Below are 25,633 nucleotides of genomic sequence, written 5' to 3' on the forward strand. Positions count from 1 at the left end.
GACAGGAAAGGGATTTCGTCTTTCAGGAGGGCTGTCAGCTATGGATAAACAAGTAAGTCATTATGTTGTAAAAGGTAATAGCAATTCAAAGTTTGATTTTGTTAACTTTGTAGAATGAGCAATGCAACGATAACCGAGCTTCCGGGAAATATTACGGCAGATCTGCAACGGAAAGGATTTAAGGTTCACGAAATTTTAGAGACTGTAGATATCTCGCAATCCCATCGCAGAAGGGACTACTATAAGATCGTGTTGGCTACAGGCAATATGACCATTTACTATGGGGATCAAGTCCTGGATATTAACGATACTTTCCTGTTTTTCAGTAATCCCCATATCCCTCATACGGTTGTGCATCATACAGAGCAGAAGAAAGGGTATGCCTGTATTTTTACGGAAGCGTTTATGGCTGGCAGGGATCGTGAACTTCTACAAAACTCTCCTTTGTTTCGGGTTGGCACAACGCCTCTCTTTTTCCTAACTAAAGACCAGACGGCCTTTCTGACAAGCATTTACCAGAAAATGCTTGCTGTACACAATAGTCCTTATGACTATAAAGATGAATTACTCAGAAACTGTATAGAACTGATCATTCATGAAGCGTTACAAATGCAGCCAGTGCCTAATGGACTAACACAACGAAATGCAGCGTCACGGATTGCCTGGCTATTTATGGAATTGCTCGAAAGGCAGTTTCCTATTGAAAGTCCCAAAGATCCGCTCCGCTTACGTACCGCTCAGGACTTTGCAGAATCGTTGTCTGTGCATATCAACTACCTCAACCGGTTGGTGAAGGAAGTAACTGGCAAGCCTACCTCTGTACATATCGCTGAACGGATTGCCACAGAAGCTAAGGCACTATTGCAGCATAGCAACTGGAGTGTGGCAGACATCGCCTATGGACTGGGATTTGAGTATACTACTTATTTTAACAACTACTTCAAACGGGTAACAGGTGCTACGCCCAACTCTTTCCGGAAGAAAAAAGTTTGATTCTCATACTTTTTGGTTTGATTCTCTTTTAACAAAGACCCGCCAAAAAGAGACCTTTGTATGTATAAACAATTGAAGAGGACGGTCACGAAGGCCACTCTATTATACATTACATACGAAAACCATGAAAAAAGCATTGATTACCGGAGCCAATAAGAGTATTGGTTTTGAAGCTGCCCGCCAGTTATTACAACAAGGATATTATGTGTACCTGGGTAGCCGTAGTTTAGCAAATGGCCAGGAAGCTGTCGAGAAGCTGAAAGCCGAAGGATTACACGAAGTCGAAGCCATTCAGTTAGATGTAAGTGATCCGGAATCCGTAAAGGCTGCCCGTGCCGCAGTGGGTGAAAAAACAGAGGTACTGGATGTGCTGATCAATAATGCAGGCATCAACGGAGGTCGGCCACAAAACGCTCTTACAGCAAGCCTGGAGCAATTTAAAGCGGTATATGAGACCAATGTGTTCGGAGTGGTACTGGTAACACAGGCATTTATAGACCTGTTGCAGAAGTCGCCTGAGCCTCGCATTGTGAATGTAACCTCAGGGATGGGTTCACTTACCCTTCACAATGATCCTACCTGGAAGTATTATCACAATAAGGGTGCAGTGTACCACTCCTCAAAAGCGGCACTGAACATGTATACGGTTGTGCTGGCATACGAACTGCGTGATACAGCATTTAAAGTAAACATGGTTGATCCTGGCTTCACTGCTACTGATTTTAACCAACATCGGGGTACGGGTACGGTTGAGGAAGCAGGCAAACGTGTGGTAAAATACGCTGTCCTCGGCGCCAACGGCCCAACCGGAAAGTTTGTCAGTGAAGAAAACAACCCTGAAACAGGAGACATTCCGTGGTAAGCTTGGCTATTGGATGGCGTTAATACATTCGTATAAGGCGGCTCTTTGAAGTAGAATACTCCGAAGAACCAACTCAGGAGAAACATTCTCCTCCCTGTACTCCTAAAAGAGAGCCCTTATTGTGTCCGATAGTTTTTTCAGAAATGAAGATTAAAAAAGAGAGCACTGGTTCGAACGTCCGTTCGGACCCAAAATGAAAGCAACGTCTGTTGCGTTGGGACAAATTGAGCCTTGTTCAGATTTGTGATAGTAACTAAACAAGGTTTTACCTACCAACGCAGCGGACGCTCAATGCTGTCAACTTGAGAAAACCACTCAAACTACCTCATCTGTCCTTCTGGAAGAATCTCGTGGCAAGACCGGCGGCCGTTCCGACTGGAGATAATTTGTCTCTGACAAACCAAACGCGGCACTATTTGTCACAAGGTTCTTTCAGAAGGACAGAAAGATAGTCTAGTCCTTAGGAGAGGGATAAAGCTTTTCCCGTCGTTGGTGTTATTCACCAACGAGCTGTTTCCCACCGTTCAGGTTGGTGATAATACCAACATGGGGACATAATAGGAAGGCTGTGAGAGAATAAGGCTCTTATTATACCTCCACACTACTTTCTCATGCTGTTTAACCCTTCCTCTATGGTTACAAATGTCTTGTAGCCAAGTTCTTGCCTTGCCCGTTTGTCGTTGGTGATAAACTCCAGGCCTAGTGTGTTCACAAGTCCTTTATAGAGAAGTGGATGGCCTTTCAGCCTGAAGGTTTTCCAGACAAATTCCATAACAGCTGCGATACGTTTTGCCGCTGCCAGAGAGACAGTTTTATCAGGAATGCTGACACCTTGTGTGCCTACATAGCTTTGTATAAAGTCTTTGAAAACGGGAGTTTCTCCATCTGTCAGAAAATATGTTTTGCCACTTTGCTCTTTCTGATCTGCCAGTATCAAGGCATGACATACATTGGTGACATGACAGGTTACCAGGCGGTGATTGCCACCATTTATAAACTGCATTTGTCCTTTTTTTATAGCGTCTATAATGGCAGGCAATACATTAGGGTCGCCTTTGCCCCAGATCAAGGGTGGCCTCAGGGCTATAGTCTGAAAGTGGCGGGTGTTGGCTTGCAGAACCAGATTCTCGGCTTGCAGCTTGGTTCTTGAATAGCCGTCGATGATGTTATCAGAAACAAAACTCTCGTCTGCATGTACGATAGGCCGGCCATTCATGATAACAGAAGCGGCACTCAGATAGACAAATTTATGTACACCTGCATTTTTAGCAGCCGACAACAACAGTGCTGTTGCCTCAACATGTAGTTTTCGGAGGTCTTTTTCTGAGGCGAAAAAGTCTACAGAGGCAGCCAGATGAAATACTGTTTCACAGTCTTTCACTCCCTGTGCCAGTTGCTGAGCGTCGTTCAGATCACCTTTTATGGCAGTAGCACCTAGCTTTTCTACTTTTTGGATAGCCTGAGCCGAACGTGCCAGGGCTTTTACTGTATACCCTTGCTCTATGAGCATAGGAATAAGGTTTTGTCCCACAAAACCCGAACCTCCTGTTACAAATACCTGTTTCATATATCGATTGCGTAAGATTGCAATACAAAGATGCAGGCAACAGGAGGCACAAAACGTTTACAAAAGACAAGAAAGATCAGGCCTTCTCTAAAATTCGTTTCCGGATACGGCTCAGCGAAGTAGCCGTAATGCCCAGATAAGTAGCAAGCATATGCTGAGGTACCCTTTGCAGAATTTCAGGGTTTTGAGAGAGTAACTTTACATACCGTTCTTCCGGATTATCCAGAATAAATAGAGAAAGAGTCTGCTTAAACTGAATGAGTACACCTTCAAGTACCTTTCGTATGAACTCATTCATTAATGGTACTTGCTGATACAGCCTGTTCAGATCTGCTTTTTTCAGAACAAACAGAGTACAGGGTTCCAGGCACTCTATAATTTCTTCGCTTGGAATACCCATAACAATGCTATCAAATGCCCCTATAAAGCCATTCTCTGTCATAATATAGGTAGTGATCTGTTCACCGTCTTTCACAAAATATTTCCGGATACAGCCTGTGAGAAGAAAATACAGTGCATCCGTTTGCTGATTATAGGAAACCAACTCTGTTTTCGCAGGGACCTGTGTAAGCGTCAGAGCAGACACAAGGAGATTTTTGTCTTGCTCGGTAAATTTTACAAACCTGTCAGTATATCTAAAAAATATGTCTGTCATGAAGGTAACTGTCTGTATACAATGCAGTAAAGCTTAAATATACATAGGAAATGACAAGAAAGACGAATTAGGATTCGCCTATACTTTATTTCAATGGATACAGTGAGGTAGTAAAGTATGTTTTGAGAGGCATGTTTTGAGGAGGTTGAATCTGAAGTATTAAAAGCTGTTGTAAAATAATAAACAGATACTGGTTTTAAGTAACGATGTCTCAATTCCTACTTCACACTATAGGCGATACCAAATTTACTATGTACTTAGAAATATAGTAAATCCAGTATCACTGATAGCCTCCACCTTCTGTATTCCAGCCGTTACAGGGTTGCTCAACTTACTGACAGGTTATATTGTAAGTAGTAGTAGTGATCCTGGTCTGGCCATTGTAGGTATATTTCTGAATCTTCTTGGTGGGATATCCCTGCTCATTGTATTCGTACTCATATAGGTAGGACTCATACTCTTGTAGCGTATGAGTCGGATTACTATTATTATAATCGTTCTTATCATACGAAATCTGCTTGGTCATATTATACACCTCTTCTCCGGATATGTTGGCAGGGTGGCCTTTAGGAATAGGGTTTATCAGAGTTTCAATATCTTTCTTGGTATCATATTCATATACAGTGTAGGATTCAAGCAGATCAATATAATAGTTTTTAAGATTAATTAATTCTCCATCTGCATTATACTGATATACTATTTTATAGCCATTTTCCTTGGACTTAGACAACATACGACCTTTCTCATCTGTTTCCACCGTATAGTGGTAATTATAGTCACGTAACCCATCTCTTTGATAATACGCTAGGATTTCTGTTAGTTTTCTATCTGTATAACGATACAAAATTGAATCTTTATACCCAAGAACAGAGCCATCATTGGACAAGCTTTTTCCTTTCCATATCATAGATGTCATTTTACCATCTGTATTGTAATTGAATTCATTTGTATACTGATAAGAGGTTGATTCATATGTAGTATTGAATCTAGAAAGTTTACCTTGTATGTAAGTATATTTGACGATACCTTGACCAGGATTTGTACTCTCAGTAGTGGTTTTCTGTTCAGTTAAAAAACCTTCCGAATTATATATATTAGTTGTATAGATGATGATGCCTGAAGATATATTTTTTGTGCTGACCAGCAATCCTTGAATATTATATTCATAATGTATGGTAATCGTATCCCTGGAGTTGTCCGGGTAGAGCGTAATGGACTGGCTATCGGTTAATCTACAGGTTTTCTGAGGAGTGGGAGTTTCGTCATTGTCAGATTTGCAGGCAGTAATCAATACTAGTCCTGTTAACAGGAAAGGGAGTAATCGTTTAAACATCATGAAGTAGAAAGGTGACAGAATTATTTTTACTAAGGAGCAAATATATATGGAAAGAAAACAAGCTCTTTGTGATGTTACTATTTTATTTGGTTACCTCTGGTTAGTTGAAAGCAATAAATACTTCAGAATGAAGAGCAAAAGCCTGGCATTACTTATCAAAAAGTGGCCTGATTATGGATAGCATGCTACTCACTTTATAGGTTTAAAAACTGATTTATAAGTTTCCTGTTTACTTACTCATGAAAAAAATCCAGTTGAAACACTACCTGTTGGGACTAATCCTGATGCTGATCTCATTTTCTGCTTATTCGCAAAACTGGCATCTTGTAAGATTAGATAAAATAGGAACCCTTGAATTACCTGCCACCGAAACAGTCATGCGTACAGATACATTACAATATGTCTTTTGCCAGACTGAAAAAATGACGATTCAGATTGTGAATAGTACACTGCCTGGTAAGATAGAGCCAAATGTAGTAAAGATACCAGCAAAAAGAGCAAAAGAACTTCTGCAGGAATTTACGGAGCGTTATCTAAGAGGTGAAAACTATCAGATCTTATATCAGCTTGAAATAGATGTACAGAGTATGAAAGGAATGGATTTGGGATTCAAAGACCCTTCTGGAGAACTGACATATATGCGTATGCTTATTGTAAATAATTGTATCGTAATAATGGGAGTAAAAGCTAATAAGTCACATAAAGAAATAGCAGAGGTTAATAAAGATCGATTGTTTGAGTCCCTGACGTTATTTTAACAGAATACTCACCTGCTTATAGTGTAATTTGCAGGTGAAGAGATGGAGCACAAAACATTCACTGGAATAAATTATCAACATGAGTCATCCCGAACTTTGAGAATAAAGATGTCATGCCACCCTTATTGCGTGTTATCACCAACATAAACGATAGGAAAGAGCTCGTTGGTGATAACCCCAACGACGGGAAACTTTTTACAGGCGTCAGTATCTCTGTGACGCCTGTTTTAATATTCACTGCTTGTTACCCATTATCTGTAATCGACTTGTTGTACATATCGCCGCATCCTGTCATCAACCAGTTTAGATTGATATCGTAGGTAATGTGCAAGCTAAACAGGAAAAAACAGCTGGGTAAAGTGTATCCCTTTTCCATTTGAGAGATATTGCTTTGGCCTAATCCCATTCGCTGCACAAATTCGCGTTGAGGCAGTTTAACAATCTCTGTACGTATATAATGTATGCGTTGGCCTATCTTCTGTAAATTCATAGATATTATCAGTTAAAGTGGTGAATTAGTAGTAATGAGTTGAGTTATATTCAGGATGGCTGGTTGAATAGTATTTAGTTCAAACATTTGTGATGCGTTGATTTCAATATATTATGGTGGCTGATGAGCCAGACTACAGCTTGGTTGGATCAGAGGGTTTTGCATAGAGTTATAGTTAAAATTTTTGTTGTGTAGGATTGTGTTCAAGAATTTGTTTTGGGTTGAAGTATACATACATATCTAAATCAGAGATAAAATAGAGATTATAGATTTTCCTATTGCAAGCATAAGTTGAAGGTTGAACTATATGGTTATTTTGTACTATTAATGGTATATACTGTATTTTGCATATATTTTTTTAGTTCTTTTTAGTGCATCTACTGACCTAAAAAATGACCTAAAAAACACCACTTTTTTAGGTCATTTTAGTTTATTTCTGGCTCACCTGTTTTTTATCAAATATCATATAACAAACTATTTATCAATGCATTATCACGTATTTTTTGGTTCACTTTTTAGTACATTTTTAGTTTGTTGATTATTTTTTATTTTTTGGTTCACAGTTTCTCTCTCCTATAGGAGAGAGAAACTGTGAACCAAAAAAGTTGTCAGGGTATAGTAACAAGATGATAGATGGCTGCTTTTTTTCCACCACTAACTCTTACATATCCAAATTCAACAGCTTGAGCAATTAGACGTTTTACCTTACTTTCGTTTTCACCTGAGGCTTCCAGCATAAGTTTTTTAAACTCTACGGCTGGTATCTCAGTAGTCATTCGTTTGGTAAATATTTTTTCAATAATCTGCTGTAGCTTAGGTGCATGATTAGGGTTAGGCTGAGATGGAAGCATTATAGGGGCATCTATTGCTGTGAAGAAACGTCGCTCTTTATTCCAGATAAAATATCTTTCAACTGAATCTGAGCTGTGAGAAAGTTTGCCTAAATCAAACTCAGATGTGAGCATTCGTAGCCCTTTCCTCATGGGAACTTTCTTAAGCAGCAGAAATGCCCGGCTCCAGCGATGCAGGAACGTCCCAAAGTGCCCGGCGGCTGTTTCACTGTTTTTGTTGGGATGCAAGGTGCAGATTGTAGCCAGGTTAAATTCGGCTGTCAGGGTACGTATCCAGCGGACAGCCTCAGGGGCTCCTTCCGGATCGTTCATGTTGGTAGTGAGGTCAAGACAGCCGTCCAGTATCAAATAATCATAGGGCTCTCCATTATCAATCGCCTCCTGCAAAAACAGACGAATGTCGTCGCGTCTTTCTTCCAGGGTTCCCAGTTCAATTTGGGAGCGAATCCGCACATTGTACAACTGGTTGTCCTTCAGCAGGTTTTCGTCCATACCTGTCCGTCTGAAAATACGGCCTAACGACTTGGCTACATCGTCTGTGGATCGTTCAAAGTCAAACAGCACCATTCGGCTTTGTGGAGTAGCGGCTTCATAGTGAAAGCCAATCAGCGGGTTAGGATACGGTGTATGCGTGATATGGGATACAAATCCCGCTACAATGTCTTCCACCAGATTAGACTTACCTGCACCCGGAGCTCCAATTACAGATAGTATCTCGCCTTTGCTGATCAGATCTACATCATGAATACGAATGGCCGGCTTGCGGTTGCGGGCCTGGTACGTGAAGTCAATATCTATACTTCGTTTACGTTCCGGTTTGGGTTGAGTCATAGAGAAGTCCACCGGTCTCCCTTCTCTGAACTGATTGACCAGTTGGTGAAATTCGTTGCTGTTAGTATTCTGATGATTAGTGTTATATTGATTCATGGTGAGTTAAAAGTAGAGTATATTGTTAGTTCTGGCACATGGTTAGGTTGCAGACCTCTTTGAGCCTCATTGATACTTCACTGCAGTATGTCAGATTAATTCGAATTCTGCTTAACTAACATCCTGTTTGCCATCCATAATCCAAGCTTCCAGGTCAGTACGGCTGAAATACAACTTCTTGCCCCGCTTCATATAAGGGATGCGGTCTGCGGATACCAGATTATAAATAGTAGATTGGGCTAGTCCTGTGATTTGCATCGCCAGTTCAATACCTCCCAGATGTGCCGGAGAAGGTTGGCAGTAGGAATGAAGTTCCAGAACAAGAGCTTCCAGACGGATAAGTCGATCCTGAAGATCGTCAAACGGATTGTGCATGAATAAGTAGGTTTTGGTAAAGATTGATTACACCAGAACCCCTTATGAGGACAACCAGAGACAATACAGTTGAACGGTAAGTAGCAAAATATACGCTGAGCAAATCTGCCAAACTCCTGGTTGCCTTTTCGACGAAAAAGTAGTTATGGGTATTTACTTTTACTTACTTTTTGCTAAATTTGTAGAGCCTCGTTGCTGGTATGTCAACACCTCTTATACAAAGAGTCTGTATACTACAGGCAACATAAGGTACTCACATCTGTATTGTCTCTGATAAAAATAAAGCAGCCTTTCTGCAAAACAGAAGGTTGATTCTAAGTCCAGCTGTAGTTCTGTCGCCAAACTTCGCTACACTGGCCTCATGCTAGGAGTCTCTCACAAAGGGATTCCTTTTTTATTATATAACTAACTTGGTTTTTCTGCTGTACCGAATAGCCACTGGTGGCTGTGTAAGATTGGTATGTCTGAGATAAAAAAAGACAAACTCAAAACCCGATGCGAGCATCTTTAAATTCATGTAAATAAAAATATTTAGTAACATTTTTCTAACAATATCTGGCTTTCTAAAAAATAATCCGGTGAAGGGATAGGTAAAAGGCTTTGCTTTTTCGAGCAACTTCTGGCTGCTTTTTACTTTTCAAAAATAGAAAAAATAAGCTTTCCATACAAAGGTTATTTTGCCTGCATATACTATAACTTTTACCAGTACTCCTGGGTATTTTATGAAACTTACACCTTATTATATTTAGAGACTTTGTATTTTACTGAGAACCAGAATACTAGTCAGATACTCACAAAAGATGATCGTATTTTCCTTGCTACAGATATGGAGGGTGACGGAAAATATTTTTTTATAGCACACCAATAAGTATACAGGTAGTATAAGCAGCGACCAGAGAAGCGGAAGTTTAAAATTTGGCTCCAGTGAATTTAAAGCCTCTCAGAGCCTCTATAAACCTAAATCACCTGCCTGTTCGACAAATGACTTTACCTGATGTCTTTTAGTGGCTCTAATGCATTCTAAAAGCAAAATCGACTTTTTCCTATATTCTTGACAAAGCCGAATCCTTACATTCTGAAACCACCTCTTTACCTAAAAGAATTTTCCTGTAAGTGGCGTTACTGTGCTTTCGGAGAAGAAATATAACTAATGACAAAGATTACTGAATATCTCCAAGTGTTTATCTGAGTGTAAAAATAGTCTTACCAACAGTTTTTATAAGGTATACTTACCTAAAGACTTGCTTTATTGAGAGTAACAATTGAACTCTATACCACTAATTAATGTAGATATAGTAACAATTAAAAAAGTATATAAAATATTTTTTTAATTATCTTCCTGCTCTGGGAATAAATTCTGCCAATAGTCAGTAGCTGTCATAGATGGACTTCCAACTCTTATCAACCGACCTTCTGAAAGGAGTGTTTTTCTCTTCTCTCTTCCCTGCTTGTGTCCTCCTGAAAGAATCTGTTTATTCTTCCCTTCGTCAAAGGAGCTACCCCTTTCTGTCCAACTGGAAAAATCCCCTCTTTTGCCCTCCTGAAAGAATCTCACATTCTCTGTCCGTATGAAAAAGCCCCCACCTCGTTGTCCTTCTGTAAGAATCTTGTGACAAATAGAGCCACACTTGGTTTGTGAGTGAATTTATTCTCCAGTCGGAAAAGCCGCCGGTCTTGTCACAAGATTCTTTCAGAAGGACAGGGAAGGGAAATGCTCTTTCAAAAGATGTAGAGGGTAAGTAATCCTCTCAAGAGAACACAGAGGAATATCCTTTCAGGAAGATAAAAAGATGATGTGAAGTGATCCTTTAAGGAGGACTAAGAGGAAATGTTCTTTTCAATGAAGTATTTTTAAGAGTGGCTTTCTTTCATTAACAGTATAGAGTGGATACTTGTGTCAGAAACCTTTCTCCAGAAAAGATATAAATACAGGCGTGTTTAGGTTCAGATAGATTTTGCCTGTGTTTATAAACCAATAGAATGTACTGTAGGGGCGACTGGCGGTCGCCCTGGTTCCGAACGCGAATGATTGGGTTTATCAGACAACCGTTTCGGATGTATCCAATACCGTGCCTGTGAGAACCAGGGCGACCGCCAGTCGCCCCTACATTTCTCACTGTTTGTTTACAAATCTATTCCCTGACAAAACTGGGCATGCCTATACATAGCCAACCAGGCACAATCAATGAATGGTATCTTGTTCAAAACAAACAGACGTTCCAGTCCAGAATACACTTATACAGCTACTTCCTTTTGTGACTTCAGGTGAGCCATAATTACATCAAACACTTCAGTGGGCTGAATATGTGACTGTCCGAGTAAGTCCTTGCTTTTAGTCATAATCAACGGATATTCTTTCTTAGAATCGGGCATTCTACCGTGAGAGCCTTTTACCAGTGTAGGATCCAGTGGGATGATATCCATCAGCATCCGGAAGCCCAGCTTCTTTTTCAAGACTTTAAAAGCCACCTTAGGCAGAAGGAATTTAATCTTAGGGTCTGCATGCAGCTCTACAGGATCAAAGCCAGGCTTTTTATGAATCGCTACCAGACGTGCAAAATCAGGTGCTTTGGCATCGTCAAACCAGTAATAATAGCCAAACCAGGAGCGGGCATCTGCTATAGCTATTATCTCTCCGGCACGCGAGTGTGCCAGATGAAGTTGTTCGCGTTCTTTTCCTGCATATACCTTATCTACACCCGGAACGGCTTCGATCAACTTTTTAATCCTCGGAATATCCGACTCATTCTTAACATAGATATGAGCAATCTGGTGATCTGCAACCGCAAACGCATCACTGGCACCTGCATCCAGAAGTTCCAGTCCACGTTCTTCCCGAATGGCCAGCAATCCTTCTTTCCGAAGCACCCTGTTCAACATTATAGGACGGTCAACCTGGGTAATGCCGTATTCTGAAAGCAGAATCACCTGTGCACCCTTGCTTTCATAATACTCTACCAGCTGTTTGCACACCTTATCTATTTCCTGCAGATCTGTAGCAATTCTCGGATCTTCAGGGCCTATCCGTTGCAGGTTATAATCCAGATGAGGCAGGTAAATCAGGGTAAGTGTGGGGTTATATTTCTGATCCACCTCAATAGAGGCGTCTGCCAGCCATTGGGTAGATTTAATGTTCGTATTAGGCCCCCAGTAGGTGAACAAGGGAAATGTGCCAAATTTAGCTTGCAGGTAATCCCGCAAGTCAGCAGGTTGTGTATAGCAATCCGGAAACTTGCGGCCATCTTCCAGGTATTGAGGTCTGGGTGTCACGGAGTAGTCTACCGAAGAGTACATGTTAAACCACCAACCCATATTGGCACAGGTAAATGTAGGATCAAGCTCTTTGGCTACTTCCCATATCTTGGGAGCTTCAACCAGTTTATTGGACTGATGCCAGTTACGCACTTCACATACGTCCCGATAATACCAGCCATTGGCTACAATACCATGTTCATCAGGCCATTTGCCTGTATAATAAGTAGCATGTGCGGTACAGGTAACGGCTGGCATTACTGGTTGCACCGTTGCCTGACTGGCCTTTAACGACCACTCTTTAAGAAAAGGAGTATTTTCTCCGATTAGTCCGGTGGTTAAACCTACTACATCAATAACAACTGTTTTCTTCATGAAAGTATGTTTTTAAATAACAAAGACGCTTGGCAGCCTAGTATTCCAGTAAGCAGGCAATTTACATTATATTTCATTTTTTTACAGGTATCTTGATTCAAAACAAATAGTCCATTTATAACTACTTAGGGACCAATCCTATGAGAAAACGCTTGTGATTGCGATGCAGCCTATTAAGGACGAAGACGGACTACCCTCTGTGTTTACAGTACATCATTGGGATTGGGGCATCGGACTGGGTATTGCCTGTTGTGGCAGAAGCAATATAGAAGATGACTGGCATGCGGATAGTGATTGGGTATTTGTGGTTTCAGAGTAAGGCAACAACCCATTCCAACTCCTTAGCAGCAAATTGGTATTAGTAAAACTGTCAGATCTTTTTTTCTGGATTCATTAAAAGAGAAACTAATTCAGCGGTTGGATGAGGCTGGTGAAAATTTCCATTAATGGATCTAGATAACTATTCTTTCCTTAGCTTGTGATTTAGCCAAGCTCTCAATTAACAACACAGATAAAGTTCCTATATATAAGAGACTATTCTTAGGCTTACACTGAATATCTTTATTCTATATTACAGTTAAATAATCTAAAATTACATTTTCCTCACTACTGATTTAAAGATACTCATTTGCCCTTTCTTGTTAAGAACACAATATATGGTAACGTATCGTTCCGGGCTTATCCGAGGTGTGTTGTTTTGTTGTTCTGCAGGGGAATTCTTTGATTTATTATCAATAAAATAAGAAAAACTAAACTGCAAAGTATCTACATCTTCAGCATAATAACACAAATAAAATTTACTACTCATACCAGGTTTGACTTTTTTGAACTCTACTCCATAATGATACTCTATCATTATACTTTCATAAGGATCATAGCGATGGATTGCTTTAGGAGTATGATACTTAACAACATCAAGAGCAATTGTCGAGTCTCGTCCAGGAATAACAATGTCCCGAGAAGATCCATTGCTCACAGTTAAAAAACAAAATTTGTTTAACTTTTTTATATTTCCTAAAAGCTTTACTCCAGAAGAAGGCTTAGCTAAGGAAATATCATTTTTTTCAGGTACTTCTATGCTGTAACGAATACTATCGAACTTTACCAAAGAGGTATCCTCTTTTACAACTTGAGTTTGTTGAGCAGTATCAGCACTCTTTTCTTTTTGTCTAGAAGAGCAACTCAGAAAAAGACAAAAAAACAGGATGTTTATTGATTTCATTCTAAAACTATACACTATTTAATTATTTTTAACAATCTACATCTTTCCTTGATATTCCCATCCAAATTCAAAAAAATGAAGTGGTACCAACACCTAAAAGTGGGCAGGTAGGTTGTTCCCGCAAGAAAGGCAAACGACTAGTTACCTTGGTACGGGTGAGTATACTATAGTTCAAAATGCTAAAGTGCGTTGAATTTATTGCAAATAACAGGCTGGAAGGCCATTCACATTGTCTCTCTTCAGAAATTTTTTTGCATAGAGCTAACCGCAAAATTGTTGTTGCATGGAATTAACCGCAGAACTGACGCATGAGCGAAAGTCACTGCAAAAAATTTTGATGTGTATCTTCTGACCTCCCTTTCTGTCCTCCTGAAAGGATCTCGTGACAAATAGAGTGGCGCTTGTATTATGAGCGAAAAAAATACTCTCCAAATTCAGTGGCCGCCGGTCTTGTCACGAGTTCCTTTCAGGAGGACAAAGGGGGAGGATTTTTCCAGACGGTTAGGGAGAGGAGATCCTTACAGGAGGGGGAAGTCTCTTTCAGCAAAGCTCCATCGCTTCCACCTTTCAACCTTCTATACAACCTTCCGTCCTCAGAATTTCCGGTTCCGCAGACAAAAAACGGCATTCAGGAACATTCATTTTATTGAGCAACGATAGTAGCAGAAATTTGTAAGGAGAAAAAATCTGTGGCAATATCTGTCATTTAGAAAGGTAAATCATTTCTTTTCATAAAGTAAAAAATCACCTTTGCTATAAGTTGTTTTTTACCAAAGAGCTATTATGGCCTATCGTTTAAATACAAAGCAGAAATGGCAGTTGGCTATCAGCCTGATGGTGATATACTATCCCATTTTTCTGTATATGTACCTTCCCATTTTTGGTGGCGACTGGCAGGGTATCAAGGCCTCTATTCTCTTTCTTGTTGTTGACGCATTTGCTATCCTGTTCTTTTACTTTATCTGGATGGGCGTCACAGAGTGGATATTGCATCAACTGGCCGAGCGCTTTGGAGAAGGATTTCTGCTGGAATTTAAATTTCCGGCCCAACTGGTTACGGTAGTTCTTTCGCTGGTGCTGGCGGTTAGCTTTGTAATGGTTTATCGACGGGTTGTGGGGCTGATGGACTTTGGCCTTCAATACTTTACAGGAAAACATTTATTTCAGCAGCCTCCTTCTTATATGACCCATGCATTGTGGGCTTTTGTGGATCGGTCCAGCATTGGCTATTTTCTGATGCTGATGCTATCCAGCTTTTACCTGATTGCCAACCGACGCGCCAATCAGCGAATGAAAGAGATTTATGGGAAGGCAGAACGCTTTGAGAAAGAGAATATCCAGGCACAGTTTTCTGCTCTGAAAAATCAGGTAAACCCCCATTTTCTCTTCAACAGTCTCAGTATCTTATCCTCTTTGGTGCAGGTAGATGCCGAGCTGTCAGAAAAGTTTATTGACCAGCTATCCAGAGCCTATCGGTATATACTCGAACAAAAAGACAATGAGCAGGTCTCACTCAAGACGGAACTGGAATTTATTCAATCCTATGTTTTTCTGCTCAAGATCCGGTTTGAGGATAAGTTTAATGTGGTGATTCAGGTGCCTGAAACCTACTGGAATCACTATAAAATAGCCCCTTTGACATTGCAGCTATTGATAGAAAATGCAGTAAAACATAATCGTATGTCATCTGAGGAGCCACTGCAGGTGTATATCCGGGCTGAGAATACGAATCTTATTGTAAAAAATAAAATCCAGCTTCGTACACAGTCCGATATCTCAACCGGTGTTGGGTTGCAGAATATTATCAACCGCTACCACCTGCTCACCGACAGACAGGTCTGGGTTGGTGAATCAGATGGAGCTTTCATTGTTAAAATTCCCCTACTTTCATGAAAGTACTTATTATAGAAGATGAAAATCTGACTGCCCGCCGACTGGAATCTTTACTACTTAAGTATGATCCCAGTATTGAAGTTCTTGCCAAAATACCTTCTGTTGCTAAGGCTGTGCAATGGTTCCGGGAAAATCCTTCTCCGGATCTGGTGTTTATGGACATTCATCTCGACGATGATCTGGGCTTCCGTATCTTTGAACAGGTACAGCTACTGGTTCCTATTATCTTTACAACAGCTTATGACGAATACATGATACAGGCATTTAAGGTAAACAGCATTGATTACCTGTTAAAACCTGTAAACTATGAGGAACTCGTGGCAGCCTTAAACAAATATCAGCTGTTGAAAAAACAGGCTCAGGCAGCCACTCCTGATCTGACTACCTTGCTCAACCTATTGGGTAAACCCAAAGAGACAGACTACAAAGATCGTTTTATGGTTACTGTCGGGACAAAGATCCGTAGCATAGAGACTTCCGAAATTGCCTATTTCTTTCTGGAAGAAAAAGTTGCCTTTCTGGTTACTCAGGATGGTTTACATTTACCCGTAGACTATAGTCTGGATAAGCTAACACAGATACTCAATCCCCGGCAGTTTTTCCGTATCAGCCGTCAATACCTTGTGTCTCTGTCTGCAATTGAAACTATTCATACCTATTCAAGCAGCAAATTAAAGCTGGATCTGAAACCCAAGGCCCGCCACGAGGTATTCGTCAGCGGAGACCGGATAACTGATTTTAAGGAATGGCTGGGTAAATAAGCCTGAGAGGTTGTTTACATTCTTTTTAAAGAGAAGAAAAGGACAGATTTTAGAGCGAAGCGACCCGTCGTTGGTGTTATCACCAACGACCACTTTCCCATCATGCAGGTTGGTGATAACACCAACCTGGGGAAGGTTAACACCAACAACGGGAAGAGACTTTATAGAATAATTTCAGACAACCTCCTATAATCGACAGACATTCAAGAGGGAAAATCAGGGACTCATCCTACTAAAACAGGCACTCCGCAAGGTTGATTTTACCAGCAGAAAGAGGAGAAGTAATTTCGGCATATCTAATCTCCTAAGACTATGCGAAAATTACTTCTCCTCTTCACTTTTACTCTCTGCCTGACAACTGCTTTTGCTCAGACAGCTTCTGCCCCAAAAGGGAACGGAAAGATCACAGGGGTGATTCTTGACTCTACCAATCGTCAGGCCGTTTCGTTTGCCAGTGTATCTCTTCTCAATCCGGCTACAAACAAACCTGTCGACGGAGTTGTCAGTGATGACAAAGGAAAGTTTACCCTTTCTAAAATAGCCGACGGCAAGTATACTCTCTCCATATTTTTCGTTGGTTACCAGACCAAGGTTGTTCCAGGTATCACCATCAGTGATAAAAACGACAATATAGATCTGGGTACGATTCTGGTAAGCCCCAGTGTACAGTTGCTGAAGGAAGTGACCGTAGAGGCACAACGTAATATCATTGAGGAGAAAGTAGACCGCACGGTGTATAATGCTGAAAACGACGCTACCAATAAAGGAGGAGATGCCACCGATGTACTACGCAAAGTACCCATGCTTTCTGTAGACCTGGATGGAAACGTTTCATTGCGTGGTAGTCAGAATATCAAAGTATTAATCAACAACCGTCCTTCGACCATTACTGCCGGAAGTGTAGCCGATGCCTTGAAGCAAATTCCTTCGGATCTGATCAAATCAGTAGAAGTGATTACCTCTCCATCTGCCAAATACGATGCTGAAGGTTCAGGTGGTATTATCAATATTATTACCAAGAAAAATACACTTAGTGGTTTCTCCCTGAATACAGACGCCAGTGCAGGTACCAGAGGTAGCAACCTCGGTCTGCGGGGTAGCTACCGCAAAGGGAAAATGGGCTTCTCTCTGGGTGGATTTGGCCGTTATGGATACAATGTAAACGGAAACTTTAACAGTACGCAGCAAACCTACGTAAATGGAGAGCCAAACTATCTGACAAAACAAAGTGCCTATACCCGTAATAACTTCCTGTTTGGACATTATAATCTGGGCTGGGACTATGATATCAACGACAACAACTTCCTGAGTGCCTCTGTCCAGTATGGAGCCCGCAACCGGGATACCTACCAGGATGGATTGTCAAGCCAGACTTTCGCAGCAGATACATTAAACAAGAGCCTGTTACAGGATGTACATACTAAAGACTTATCTGGTACAGTGGATGTAAACCTGAACTATACCCATAACTTTAAAAAGCCTCAGCAGGAGTTCAGTATCTTAACTCAATATAGCCGTAATAACCAAACCAACGATTTTGTCAATTCGCTTCTATCAGAAAGTGATGAGTCTGTTGAAAGCAGACGCAAAAACCTGAACAAAAGCTATAATCAGGAAATTACCATTCAGATGGATTATCAGAATCCTATTGGCAAGAGTCAGATGCTGGAAGTAGGTGCCAAAGAGATCATCCGTAAAGTAACCAGTGACTATCAAACCCTGACGGCTACAGGAGCAACTGGTGCTTATGTGCTCAGTACTGATACTGCATTGACCAACGTGTTTAGTTACAACCAGAAAATTACTTCAGGCTATCTTTCCTATACCTATAATCTGCCTAAAAACTATAGCTTAAAGGCTGGTGCAAGATATGAGTATACGACCATTGATGCTGCCATGCAAAAAGAGACAGAGGCTATCTCTATTCCCTCGTATGGTGTGCTGGTGCCTAGCCTTAATTTGTCCAAAAAACTGAAAAATGGAAATATGGTCAAAGCGGCCTATAACCGCCGTATCCAACGACCTTCTCTACAATTTTTAAATCCTAACAGACAGTCATCCAATCAGTTAAATATAACTGTAGGAAATCCTGACCTGAAGCCAGAGTATACAAACAACTTTGAATTGTCTTATAGTACAAACATTAAAAGTACTTCGCTGAATTTTTCTACATTTATGCGAAATACTAATAATGTAATTGGCCCGTTAAGAAGTGCAAAGGGTGATACCATTATAACGACATACCAGAACGTAGGAACAGAAAATGCATATGGATTTAGTGTGTTTGTCAATATTAATCTGTCAAACAGATTATCACTCAATGGTGGAACAGATGCATACTATAGTTCACTAAATAATGGAACCTATAGTAATCAGGGTTGGGTATACAACATTCGTGGATTTGGAAACTATACGCTAGGCAAAGGTTGGGGAATACAAGCTTTTGGATTCTACAGAGGACGTCAGGTGCAGTTACAAGGATTTCAAAGTGGGTTTGGTATCTATAGTCTGAGCATAAAGAAAGATTTTGCCAACAAAAGAGGCAGTATTGGATTTGGAGCTGAAAACTTTCTTACGCCTGCCAATAGAATGCGTGTTAACCTGACTTCGGCAGATTTAGTGCAATCCAGTGTAACAGAAATGCACAATATGAGTTTTAAAGTAAATATCAGCTATCGGTTCGGAAAGATAAGTGCCAATGAGGGTCCCCGCAGAAGTCGCAAGTCCATTACCAATGACGACCTGAAAGAAGGTGGAGATAACACTGGTGCACAGCAGCAAGGTGGTGGAGCCCCTCAGGGACAAGGCGGAGGTACGCCTCAAGGACCGGGAGCAGGACCAGGAGGAGCAGGTAAACCATCCAATCAGTTGAAAGTGCCAGCTTTGCCTCAGCAAAAAACAGATTCAACCATGCAGAAAAAACCGCTGCCTGTATTGGAGCAAAAACAATAACACAGCTAAGTGGTTTATATATAGTGTAGTAGGCTCAAAAGATATTCATACAGATTGTCATAATGAAGTTGTTTAGGATAATTTTTAAATACGCTCAACGAACAGATTTTGTAGCGAGCCTCAATTTCACACCCCCTGTTGGTGTTATCACCAACCTGCATGAGGGGAAACAACTCGTTGGTGATAACACCAACGATGGGAGAAGGCGCAGTACAGGTATTTTTAGTTCTTATAAAACTTGTATTAAATCTGTCTTTAAAGCCTTATAAGATTATCCTAAACAACTTCAATGTATATAACCCGCTTCAAAATAAACTAAACTCCAGGCACTGAAAATAGTCTATGCAGTAATGATGTCGTTACAAACAAGCTATTTCAAGCCTTTACTAATTATTAAATATTATACCAACTACAGAATTATGATGGTGCCCTGGCTTCATACCCCCTATCTGGACATCCGGCATGTATCGAAAATACTTTATGGAAGTTCGAGCAGACTTTATGTGTATCGTTTACGACAGAAAATGAACGGTATCATACCATTTGAATCATGGGAACTCGATCAATTAGAGACTATTAAAGTAGAACTGCTGCAACATATCCATGAAGGAAGTCCTTCCAGTGTTATCTGAAACTTAACTAACCAAACAGTCTTTCATCCAGACCTCTCTGAACCTAGTGCCTAGAAAAAGAGAGGTCTTTTTTATTTTTCGCAAAACATATAACTTTTCCTGTACAAAATATTTACTTTTATATAGTTCAACACCAGCCTCTAAGCAATACTTCAACATACTATTATAAGTCCTGACTTGCAGACTTATACTCCGATAGAAACTTATTACTTTTTAACCCCTTACAGTATGATCACATCCAATTACTCACGAAAACGCATTTTTCCTGTTATGGGCATTCTGGCAGTAGTGGCTAGTCTGCTCTCTTTTTCGTCAATAAAACCAACATCTCCTCCTGCAGATGAAAAACCTGACGAAAGTCGATTTACACCTGTCGTAGTAACAGAAGATCTTGACGAACCTATGGTGTTTGAAGTACTGAAGGACGGTACTGCCTTTATCATTGAACGCAAAGGAGGATTTAAGAAATACGATCCGGTAACCAACACGACCAGTGTCATCGCCACCATTCCTGTTAACACCAAATACACCAGTGCGGAAGGTCAGGTGCGTGAAGCAGAAGAAGGATTGATGGGCTTGTCGCTGGACCCCAATTTTGAACAAAATCACTGGCTATACCTGTACTATGCTCATCCAACTGAAAAGAAGCACGTACTCAGTCGCTGGGAGTTTAAAGATGATGCTATAAAATCCGAAAAAGTGATGCTGGAAGTACCTACCCAACGGGAAGTATGCTGTCACACAGGAGGTGGCATGACGTGGGACAAGGCTGGAAACTTATACCTGACAGTAGGAAACAACACAGGTAACGGACAGTTTGGACAAACAGACGAACGACCTGGCAGAAGTAGCTGGGACGATCAGCGGGGTTCTTCCAATACCAATGACCTTCGTGGAAAGATCTTACGCATACATCCGGAACCCAATGGCAGTTATACCATCCCTGCAGGAAATTTGTTTCCCAAAGGCACTCCCAAAACCCGTCCCGAAATCTATACTATGGGACATCGCAATCCGTGGAGAATCTTTGTAGACAGCAAAACTGGCTATATCTATTGGGGAGAAGTAGGCCCTGATGCTACAGATGATACACCAGACGGTCCTCGTGGATATGACGAACTAAATCAGGCCAAGAAACCGGGTTTCTATGGCTGGCCTTATTTTATTGCAGATAATGTGGGCTATCCGTTTTATGATTATGTAGCCAAGAAAGGTGGAGATAAAAAAGACCCAACCAAACCACTAAACAACTCTGTAAACAACACAGGCCTTACGGAATTACCTCCCGCCCAACCGGCCTTTATTTATTATCCCTATGGCGTGTCCGAAAAGTTTCCATTGGTAGGTTCTGGCTCCCGTAGTGCAACGGGTGGTCCGATTTATCATCGTTCAGACTTTAAAAATGCAAAACGTCCCTGGCCAGCCTATTACGAAGGCAAATGGATAGCTACCGACTTCTCCCGTGGCTGGATTATGGCAATCACCATGGATGAGAATAGCAATTATAAATCCATGGAGAGAATATTGCCAAACTATCGTCCGGTAGAACCTATTGACATGAAGTTTGGTCCCAATGGAGACCTTTACGTACTGGAATATGGCAGTAACTGGTTCCGTAAAAGTGACAACTCTGCTCTGGTTCGTATTGAATACAATGGAGGTAATCGTAAGCCATTGGTACATGCCTCGTCCAGCAAGACAGGAGGAACAGTACCTTTTCAGGCAACCTTATCCTCACAAGGTACCAAAGACTTTGATGGGGATGCACTAAAATACCAATGGAAAGTAACTACTGCCGGAGGGGCACCCAAACTATTCACCACTGCCAATCCCGCTGTCACTTTTGACAAAGCAGGGGTATACACAGCTACGCTTACCGTAACAGATGCCAAAGGAGCAAGCAATAGCCAGTCTATCAAGATTATTGCTGGCAATGAACCTCCGGCAGTAACGGTAGATCTGGCTGGTAATAAAACATTCTACTTTACAGATCAGCCCCTGGCATATGATGTGACAGTCAGTGATAAGGAAGACGGCAGTCTGGCTAATGGAAAAATTACACCCGCTCAGGTAGCAATGAGTATAGACTATCTGTCTGAAGGATTTGACTATGCTGAAATCATTCAGGGCCAACGCAGCGTAGACGCTTCCACTCAGTTTGCCGTAGCCAAGGTGCTGATGTCCAAAAGCGACTGCAATGTTTGCCACCAGTTAAAAACCAAGTCGGTAGGACCCATGTTTACTGAGATTGCCACCAAATATCAGGGTGATGCGAAGGCTCCCAACTATCTGATTAACAAAATTCGGAATGGTGGTTCCGGCGTATGGGGAGAAGTCAATATGCCTGCCCATCCAGCTATGTCTGTCAATGATGCCAGTACCATTGTAAACTATATTCTGAACAGCACTACCAAAACACTGAGTACACTACCGGTAAAAGGAACGTATACCGTAAAACTTCCGGAAGGCGACAAAGGCAAAGGGTCTGTACTGATTCGGGCTGCCTATACTGACCGGGGTGTAAAAACCATTCCTGCCCAAACGGCAGAGAATAGCATTGTATTACGCAGTGCGGATGTAAGTGCGTCCAGTGCAGAAGTGATCAAAGGAGCTGAGATAAAGGCGAGAGGCATGGGAAGTGGCAGCAATGTAATACCTTTTGCCAATAGCTATATAGGTTTCAAAAAACTGGATTTAAGTGGCATTCAGGAGTTGGAACTGGCAGCTGCTGCACAGAAAAGAGATGGTAGTGTAGGTGGTACCATCGAGGTAAGACTGGATTCTCCCACAGGTGATCTGATTGGTGAGGTAAAAGTAGAAAGAGCACCTGAACAGGATATTGCCAAGGTAATGGCACAACTGGAATCCCAGAAGGCCGACAGTACCAAAGCAAAACCCGATGGAACCGCTCCCAAACCTGCTCCTGCTAATCCCAATCCTTTTTATCGTCCTCCTGTAAAGGCATCGATCAAGATGGTGAATGGCATACATGATGTGTACTTTGTATTCAAAAATGAGGCAGCCCGTCCTATCGAGCCTCTGATGACACTCACCAGTATAAAGTTTCTCAATGAGAAGAATGAGAAAAACTAGGTTCCTGAGTGAGTAAATAGTATACCTGAGTCATCTCGAATGTTGAATATGAGTAAAACCCAAGCCTATGTTTTTGAAAAATGTGGGCTTGGGTTAATTTTTTAGACAGCACTCTTTCTACGTTAGTTTCTAGTCCAGAACATCACTCTTCTTATCGCCTCTTACTTTTTTGTCACGCCACGGCGTGATAAGCAAAGAAGGGCCCTTACCTCCGAACCTCCAGCCTGCAAGCCAAGGGTTCTCCCTTATAATGTCCCATACCTTTTCAATTTTGAAGGCTTTAGGGGATAGTCTCTTTTTTGTGCCATTACACCCTTTTTTTGTCCTTCTGAAAGAATCTTGTGGCAAGGTTAGCGGCCTTTCCTTTTGGAGACTATTTGTCTCTCAGGAACCAAGCAGGGCTCTATTTGTCACAAGATTCTTTCAGAAGGACAGGAAAAAGGTGAGATGCTTTCAGAAATGTAGGGAGAGAATTTACTTTGACAGCATAAACTGGACGTTCGAACCAGTAGTTTTAACCTTAAAATAAGTTATTTCATATACTATGAGACCCTTAGACTCTCAGTGATCCACGGAAGCCTCTGGCTGCATAATATGACTCTGCTCCATTGTGGTATACGAACACTTTACCATAACGATAATCGCAGTAGAGGGCTCCACCAAGTTCACGAATATCATCAGGTGTTTTTACCCAACTGGATGTTTTTGCATCAAACTTTCCAAGCCTGTGTAACTCCCGGTACTCTTCTTCAGTTAACATTTCGATACCCATCGATTCGGCTACATCCATAGCGCTATCTGCTGGTTTGTGCTCTTTTCTGGATTCTAATGCTGCCCGGTCATAGCAGATGCTTCTGCGGCCTTTTGGCGTTTCAGGCGAACAATCATAAAAAATGTACTCACCTGTGTTCTTGTAATATCCTACCACATCCGGTTCTCCACCCGTTAGTTCCATTTTGTCAAGTGACCACAGTTTATCCGGATTGGCCTCCAGCTTTTCCTGCACCTTAACCCATTCAAGACCTTTATGGCGGTCCATGTTTTTCTCGAAACGGGTTTTCAGTGTTTTGAGAAGTTGTTCAGCTTCTTCTGCTAACAATTCTTTTTGAGGGCTTTTTACGTTGTTCATATCTTATCTGTTCAATAGGTGTGTTGAGTGTCTAACTAACTTGCTTTCCTAAAATGAATCTTTGACAGGTTCTACACTTGTCAATTCACTCAAAAATCAAAGGCATATCTATTTGGTAAAAGATCCTTTTAAAGGTGAGGAGGGTGCATTTCTTCTAATGAATAGAAATGTTTTTCAATCATTTTACCGTTATTGGCTAATGGCAATGACTTTTCTGTTGGCAGGTCTGAAGTACCACGATACCACAGTCAGTACCAGCAGAAGGAGTGAAGGAAGTATTTCGTTCACAGGATTACCTGATGCGATATGTGAAAATACGGCTCCCGACATAGCGAAGAAAAAACCTGCATAGGCCCATTCCTTTATCACAGGAAAAGCGGGAACAAACAAGGCAATGACTCCCAGAATTTTCCAAATGCCCAGTAATGTCAGAAAATAGACCGGATAACCCAGACCTGTGATAACATCTACATCTTTCTGCACTTTCAATAACTGCACTATACCGGTTGATAACATTCCCAATGCCAGCCAGATAGTAGCAATCCAATAGATAATTTTATCTCTCTTTGTCATGAATGTACTGTTTTTAATTTGCTTACAATGTCCTGTAATCGGTTATGTGCCATATTGATTCCTTGTGCAAAAGGCATCCGCAGCATCTGATTTCTCAGTTCGACGGATTTATATACTACATGCATAGTCAGTTTGCTGGTGTTGCTGGTGAGCTTTTCAAACTCCAGAAACTCCAGCTGTACGGGAAATGGTGTATTTTCCATTTCAAATGTCCGGGTGATCTTCTCATTAGGTACAAATTCATGAATTACTCCATTTGTCTTTAGTACCACGTTTCCCTGAGGATCAGACGTTTCAAACTGCCAGCTACCATGCTTTTTGCTCTCTAGCTTCAGCACCTTTGTTCCCATCCACTGTTCCACAATTTCGGGCTCTACATAGGCTTTAAAGAGGAGTTCTACTGGAAGTTCAAACTCCCGTGTAATGACCAGTTCCTGTTTGCCTTCTTCGGCATTAACCTTTGTTTTTCGCTCCATAGTTGTTTAGTCTTTGGGTTTATAGTTTTTCATTATGTCTTCCAGTTTGTTAAACCGGTCATCCCACATGTTGCGGAAGGGTTCGATAAAGTCAGCGATCTCTTTCATCTTTTGCGGGTTTAAGTGATAGTACATCTCTCTGCCGTTTTGCTGCTGTTTCAGCAACTCGCACTCTGTAAGTATTTGCAGGTGCTTGGAAACCGTAGGTCGCGCTGTATCAAAGTTTGAGGCTATTGCCCCCGCTGTCATGGCTTGCGTTGCAACCAACAGAAGAATGGCTCTTCGTGTCGGATCTGCTATGGCCTGGAATACATCTCGTCTTAAATTCATTGTGTAGCTATTTGACTACAAATGTATGTGTAGTCATTTGACTACGCAAGTGTTTTTTGATTTTTTTAGTATTAGAGAAAAGCACCTTATGAAATGAGAGAATAAGGGGGCCTTTTATACTAGTTTTCTAT

Annotated in this window: 22 protein-coding genes; 9 read left to right on the top strand and 13 right to left on the bottom strand. The window is 41.2% G+C overall.

All coding sequences use genetic code 11. The features are described 5' to 3' along the window. The first annotated feature begins 114 nt into the window (after positions 1-114). Both QNI15_RS12570 and QNI15_RS12575 read left to right on the top strand, forming a co-directional pair. Positions 115-993: a helix-turn-helix domain-containing protein gene (locus QNI15_RS12570; RefSeq protein WP_314032004.1), complete on the top strand. Its 879-nt coding sequence runs from the start codon at positions 115-117 to the stop codon at positions 991-993. Between the two features lie 124 nt (positions 994-1,117). Continuing rightward, positions 1,118-1,855 (top strand): SDR family oxidoreductase, encoded by a 738-nt coding sequence (locus QNI15_RS12575; protein WP_314032006.1) that lies wholly within the window; start codon positions 1,118-1,120, stop codon positions 1,853-1,855. Positions 1,856-2,456: 601 nt separating this feature from the next. On the opposite strand, the gene QNI15_RS12580 is transcribed toward QNI15_RS12575, so the two are convergent. The 3 genes from QNI15_RS12580 to QNI15_RS12590 all read right to left on the bottom strand — a co-directional run bounded on the left by QNI15_RS12580 (position 2,457) and on the right by QNI15_RS12590 (position 5,413). Further along, complete coding sequence (locus QNI15_RS12580) at positions 2,457-3,422, bottom strand: NAD-dependent epimerase/dehydratase family protein (RefSeq protein ID WP_314032007.1); 966 nt, start codon at positions 3,420-3,422, stop codon at positions 2,457-2,459. A gap of 76 nt (positions 3,423-3,498) precedes the next feature. Next, complete coding sequence (locus QNI15_RS12585; protein WP_314032008.1) at positions 3,499-4,077, bottom strand: Crp/Fnr family transcriptional regulator; 579 nt, start codon at positions 4,075-4,077, stop codon at positions 3,499-3,501. 331 nt (positions 4,078-4,408) lie between these two features. Further along, complete coding sequence (locus QNI15_RS12590; RefSeq protein ID WP_314032009.1) at positions 4,409-5,413, bottom strand: hypothetical protein; 1,005 nt, start codon at positions 5,411-5,413, stop codon at positions 4,409-4,411. 239 nt (positions 5,414-5,652) lie between these two features. Between QNI15_RS12590 and QNI15_RS12595 the strand changes: the two genes are divergently transcribed. Continuing rightward, the gene (locus QNI15_RS12595; protein WP_314032010.1) at positions 5,653-6,171 is read left to right on the top strand and encodes a hypothetical protein; all 519 of its coding nucleotides are present in this window, start codon (positions 5,653-5,655) and stop codon (positions 6,169-6,171) included. 244 nt (positions 6,172-6,415) lie between these two features. Here the strand turns inward: QNI15_RS12595 and QNI15_RS12600 are convergent, their stop codons facing one another. From QNI15_RS12600 to QNI15_RS12620, 5 genes are all read right to left on the bottom strand, one after another. Further along, on the bottom strand, positions 6,416-6,661 hold the full coding sequence (locus tag QNI15_RS12600) for a helix-turn-helix domain-containing protein (RefSeq protein WP_314001294.1): 246 nt from the start codon (positions 6,659-6,661) through the stop codon (positions 6,416-6,418). 608 nt (positions 6,662-7,269) lie between these two features. Continuing rightward, positions 7,270-8,439, bottom strand: coding sequence for an AAA family ATPase (locus QNI15_RS12605; protein ID WP_314032012.1), 1,170 nt, complete (start codon positions 8,437-8,439; stop codon positions 7,270-7,272). A 111-nt stretch (positions 8,440-8,550) separates the two neighbouring features. After that, positions 8,551-8,814 carry a helix-turn-helix domain-containing protein gene (locus QNI15_RS12610; protein ID WP_314001298.1) on the bottom strand — a complete coding sequence of 88 codons (264 nt, stop codon included), beginning with the start codon at positions 8,812-8,814 and terminating at the stop codon, positions 8,551-8,553. A 1,327-nt stretch (positions 8,815-10,141) separates the two neighbouring features. After that, a complete protein-coding gene (locus QNI15_RS12615; RefSeq protein WP_314001300.1) occupies positions 10,142-10,369 on the bottom strand; it encodes a hypothetical protein in 228 nt (75 codons plus the stop codon). Between the two features lie 680 nt (positions 10,370-11,049). Next, the gene (locus QNI15_RS12620; RefSeq protein WP_314001302.1) at positions 11,050-12,441 is read right to left on the bottom strand and encodes an alkaline phosphatase family protein; all 1,392 of its coding nucleotides are present in this window, start codon (positions 12,439-12,441) and stop codon (positions 11,050-11,052) included. Positions 12,442-12,604: 163 nt separating this feature from the next. Here QNI15_RS12620 and QNI15_RS12625 point away from each other — a divergent pair, with 163 nt between their 5' ends. Beyond that, the gene (locus QNI15_RS12625; RefSeq protein ID WP_314032014.1) at positions 12,605-12,760 is read left to right on the top strand and encodes a hypothetical protein; all 156 of its coding nucleotides are present in this window, start codon (positions 12,605-12,607) and stop codon (positions 12,758-12,760) included. 273 nt (positions 12,761-13,033) lie between these two features. Here QNI15_RS12625 and QNI15_RS12630 read toward each other — a convergent pair whose 3' ends face one another. Continuing rightward, positions 13,034-13,663, bottom strand: coding sequence for a hypothetical protein (locus QNI15_RS12630; RefSeq protein ID WP_314032015.1), 630 nt, complete (start codon positions 13,661-13,663; stop codon positions 13,034-13,036). 783 nt (positions 13,664-14,446) lie between these two features. On the opposite strand from QNI15_RS12630, the gene QNI15_RS12635 reads away from it, so the two are divergent. From QNI15_RS12635 to QNI15_RS12655, 5 genes are all read left to right on the top strand, one after another. Beyond that, positions 14,447-15,556 (top strand): sensor histidine kinase, encoded by a 1,110-nt coding sequence (locus tag QNI15_RS12635; RefSeq protein ID WP_314032017.1) that lies wholly within the window; start codon positions 14,447-14,449, stop codon positions 15,554-15,556. Then, complete coding sequence (locus QNI15_RS12640) at positions 15,553-16,317, top strand: LytR/AlgR family response regulator transcription factor (RefSeq protein WP_314032019.1); 765 nt, start codon at positions 15,553-15,555, stop codon at positions 16,315-16,317. The genes QNI15_RS12635 and QNI15_RS12640 overlap by 4 nt, the downstream gene beginning before the upstream one ends. 312 nt (positions 16,318-16,629) lie before the next feature. Continuing rightward, on the top strand, positions 16,630-19,269 hold the full coding sequence (locus QNI15_RS12645; RefSeq protein WP_314032020.1) for a TonB-dependent receptor domain-containing protein: 2,640 nt from the start codon (positions 16,630-16,632) through the stop codon (positions 19,267-19,269). Positions 19,270-19,619: 350 nt separating this feature from the next. After that, complete coding sequence (locus QNI15_RS12650) at positions 19,620-19,901, top strand: hypothetical protein (protein WP_313976807.1); 282 nt, start codon at positions 19,620-19,622, stop codon at positions 19,899-19,901. Between the two features lie 228 nt (positions 19,902-20,129). Further along, on the top strand, positions 20,130-22,994 hold the full coding sequence (locus tag QNI15_RS12655) for a PQQ-dependent sugar dehydrogenase (protein WP_314032021.1): 2,865 nt from the start codon (positions 20,130-20,132) through the stop codon (positions 22,992-22,994). Between the two features lie 553 nt (positions 22,995-23,547). Here QNI15_RS12655 and QNI15_RS12660 read toward each other — a convergent pair. From QNI15_RS12660 to QNI15_RS12675, 4 genes are all read right to left on the bottom strand, one after another. Beyond that, positions 23,548-24,123: a DUF4256 domain-containing protein gene (locus tag QNI15_RS12660; RefSeq protein WP_314032022.1), complete on the bottom strand. Its 576-nt coding sequence runs from the start codon at positions 24,121-24,123 to the stop codon at positions 23,548-23,550. A gap of 189 nt (positions 24,124-24,312) precedes the next feature. Continuing rightward, positions 24,313-24,696: a DoxX family protein gene (locus QNI15_RS12665; RefSeq protein ID WP_313999682.1), complete on the bottom strand. Its 384-nt coding sequence runs from the start codon at positions 24,694-24,696 to the stop codon at positions 24,313-24,315. Beyond that, positions 24,693-25,172: an SRPBCC family protein gene (locus QNI15_RS12670; RefSeq protein WP_314032023.1), complete on the bottom strand. Its 480-nt coding sequence runs from the start codon at positions 25,170-25,172 to the stop codon at positions 24,693-24,695. Before QNI15_RS12670 ends, QNI15_RS12665 begins: the two co-directional genes overlap by 4 nt. 6 nt (positions 25,173-25,178) lie before the next feature. Beyond that, positions 25,179-25,502, bottom strand: a complete 324-nt coding sequence (locus tag QNI15_RS12675; RefSeq protein WP_313999686.1) for an ArsR/SmtB family transcription factor — start codon at positions 25,500-25,502, stop codon at positions 25,179-25,181. Positions 25,503-25,633 lie beyond the last annotated feature (131 nt).

It is taken from the genome of Xanthocytophaga flava, assembly GCF_030068545.1.
In the GTDB taxonomy this organism is placed as follows: domain Bacteria; phylum Bacteroidota; class Bacteroidia; order Cytophagales; family 172606-1; genus Xanthocytophaga; species Xanthocytophaga flava.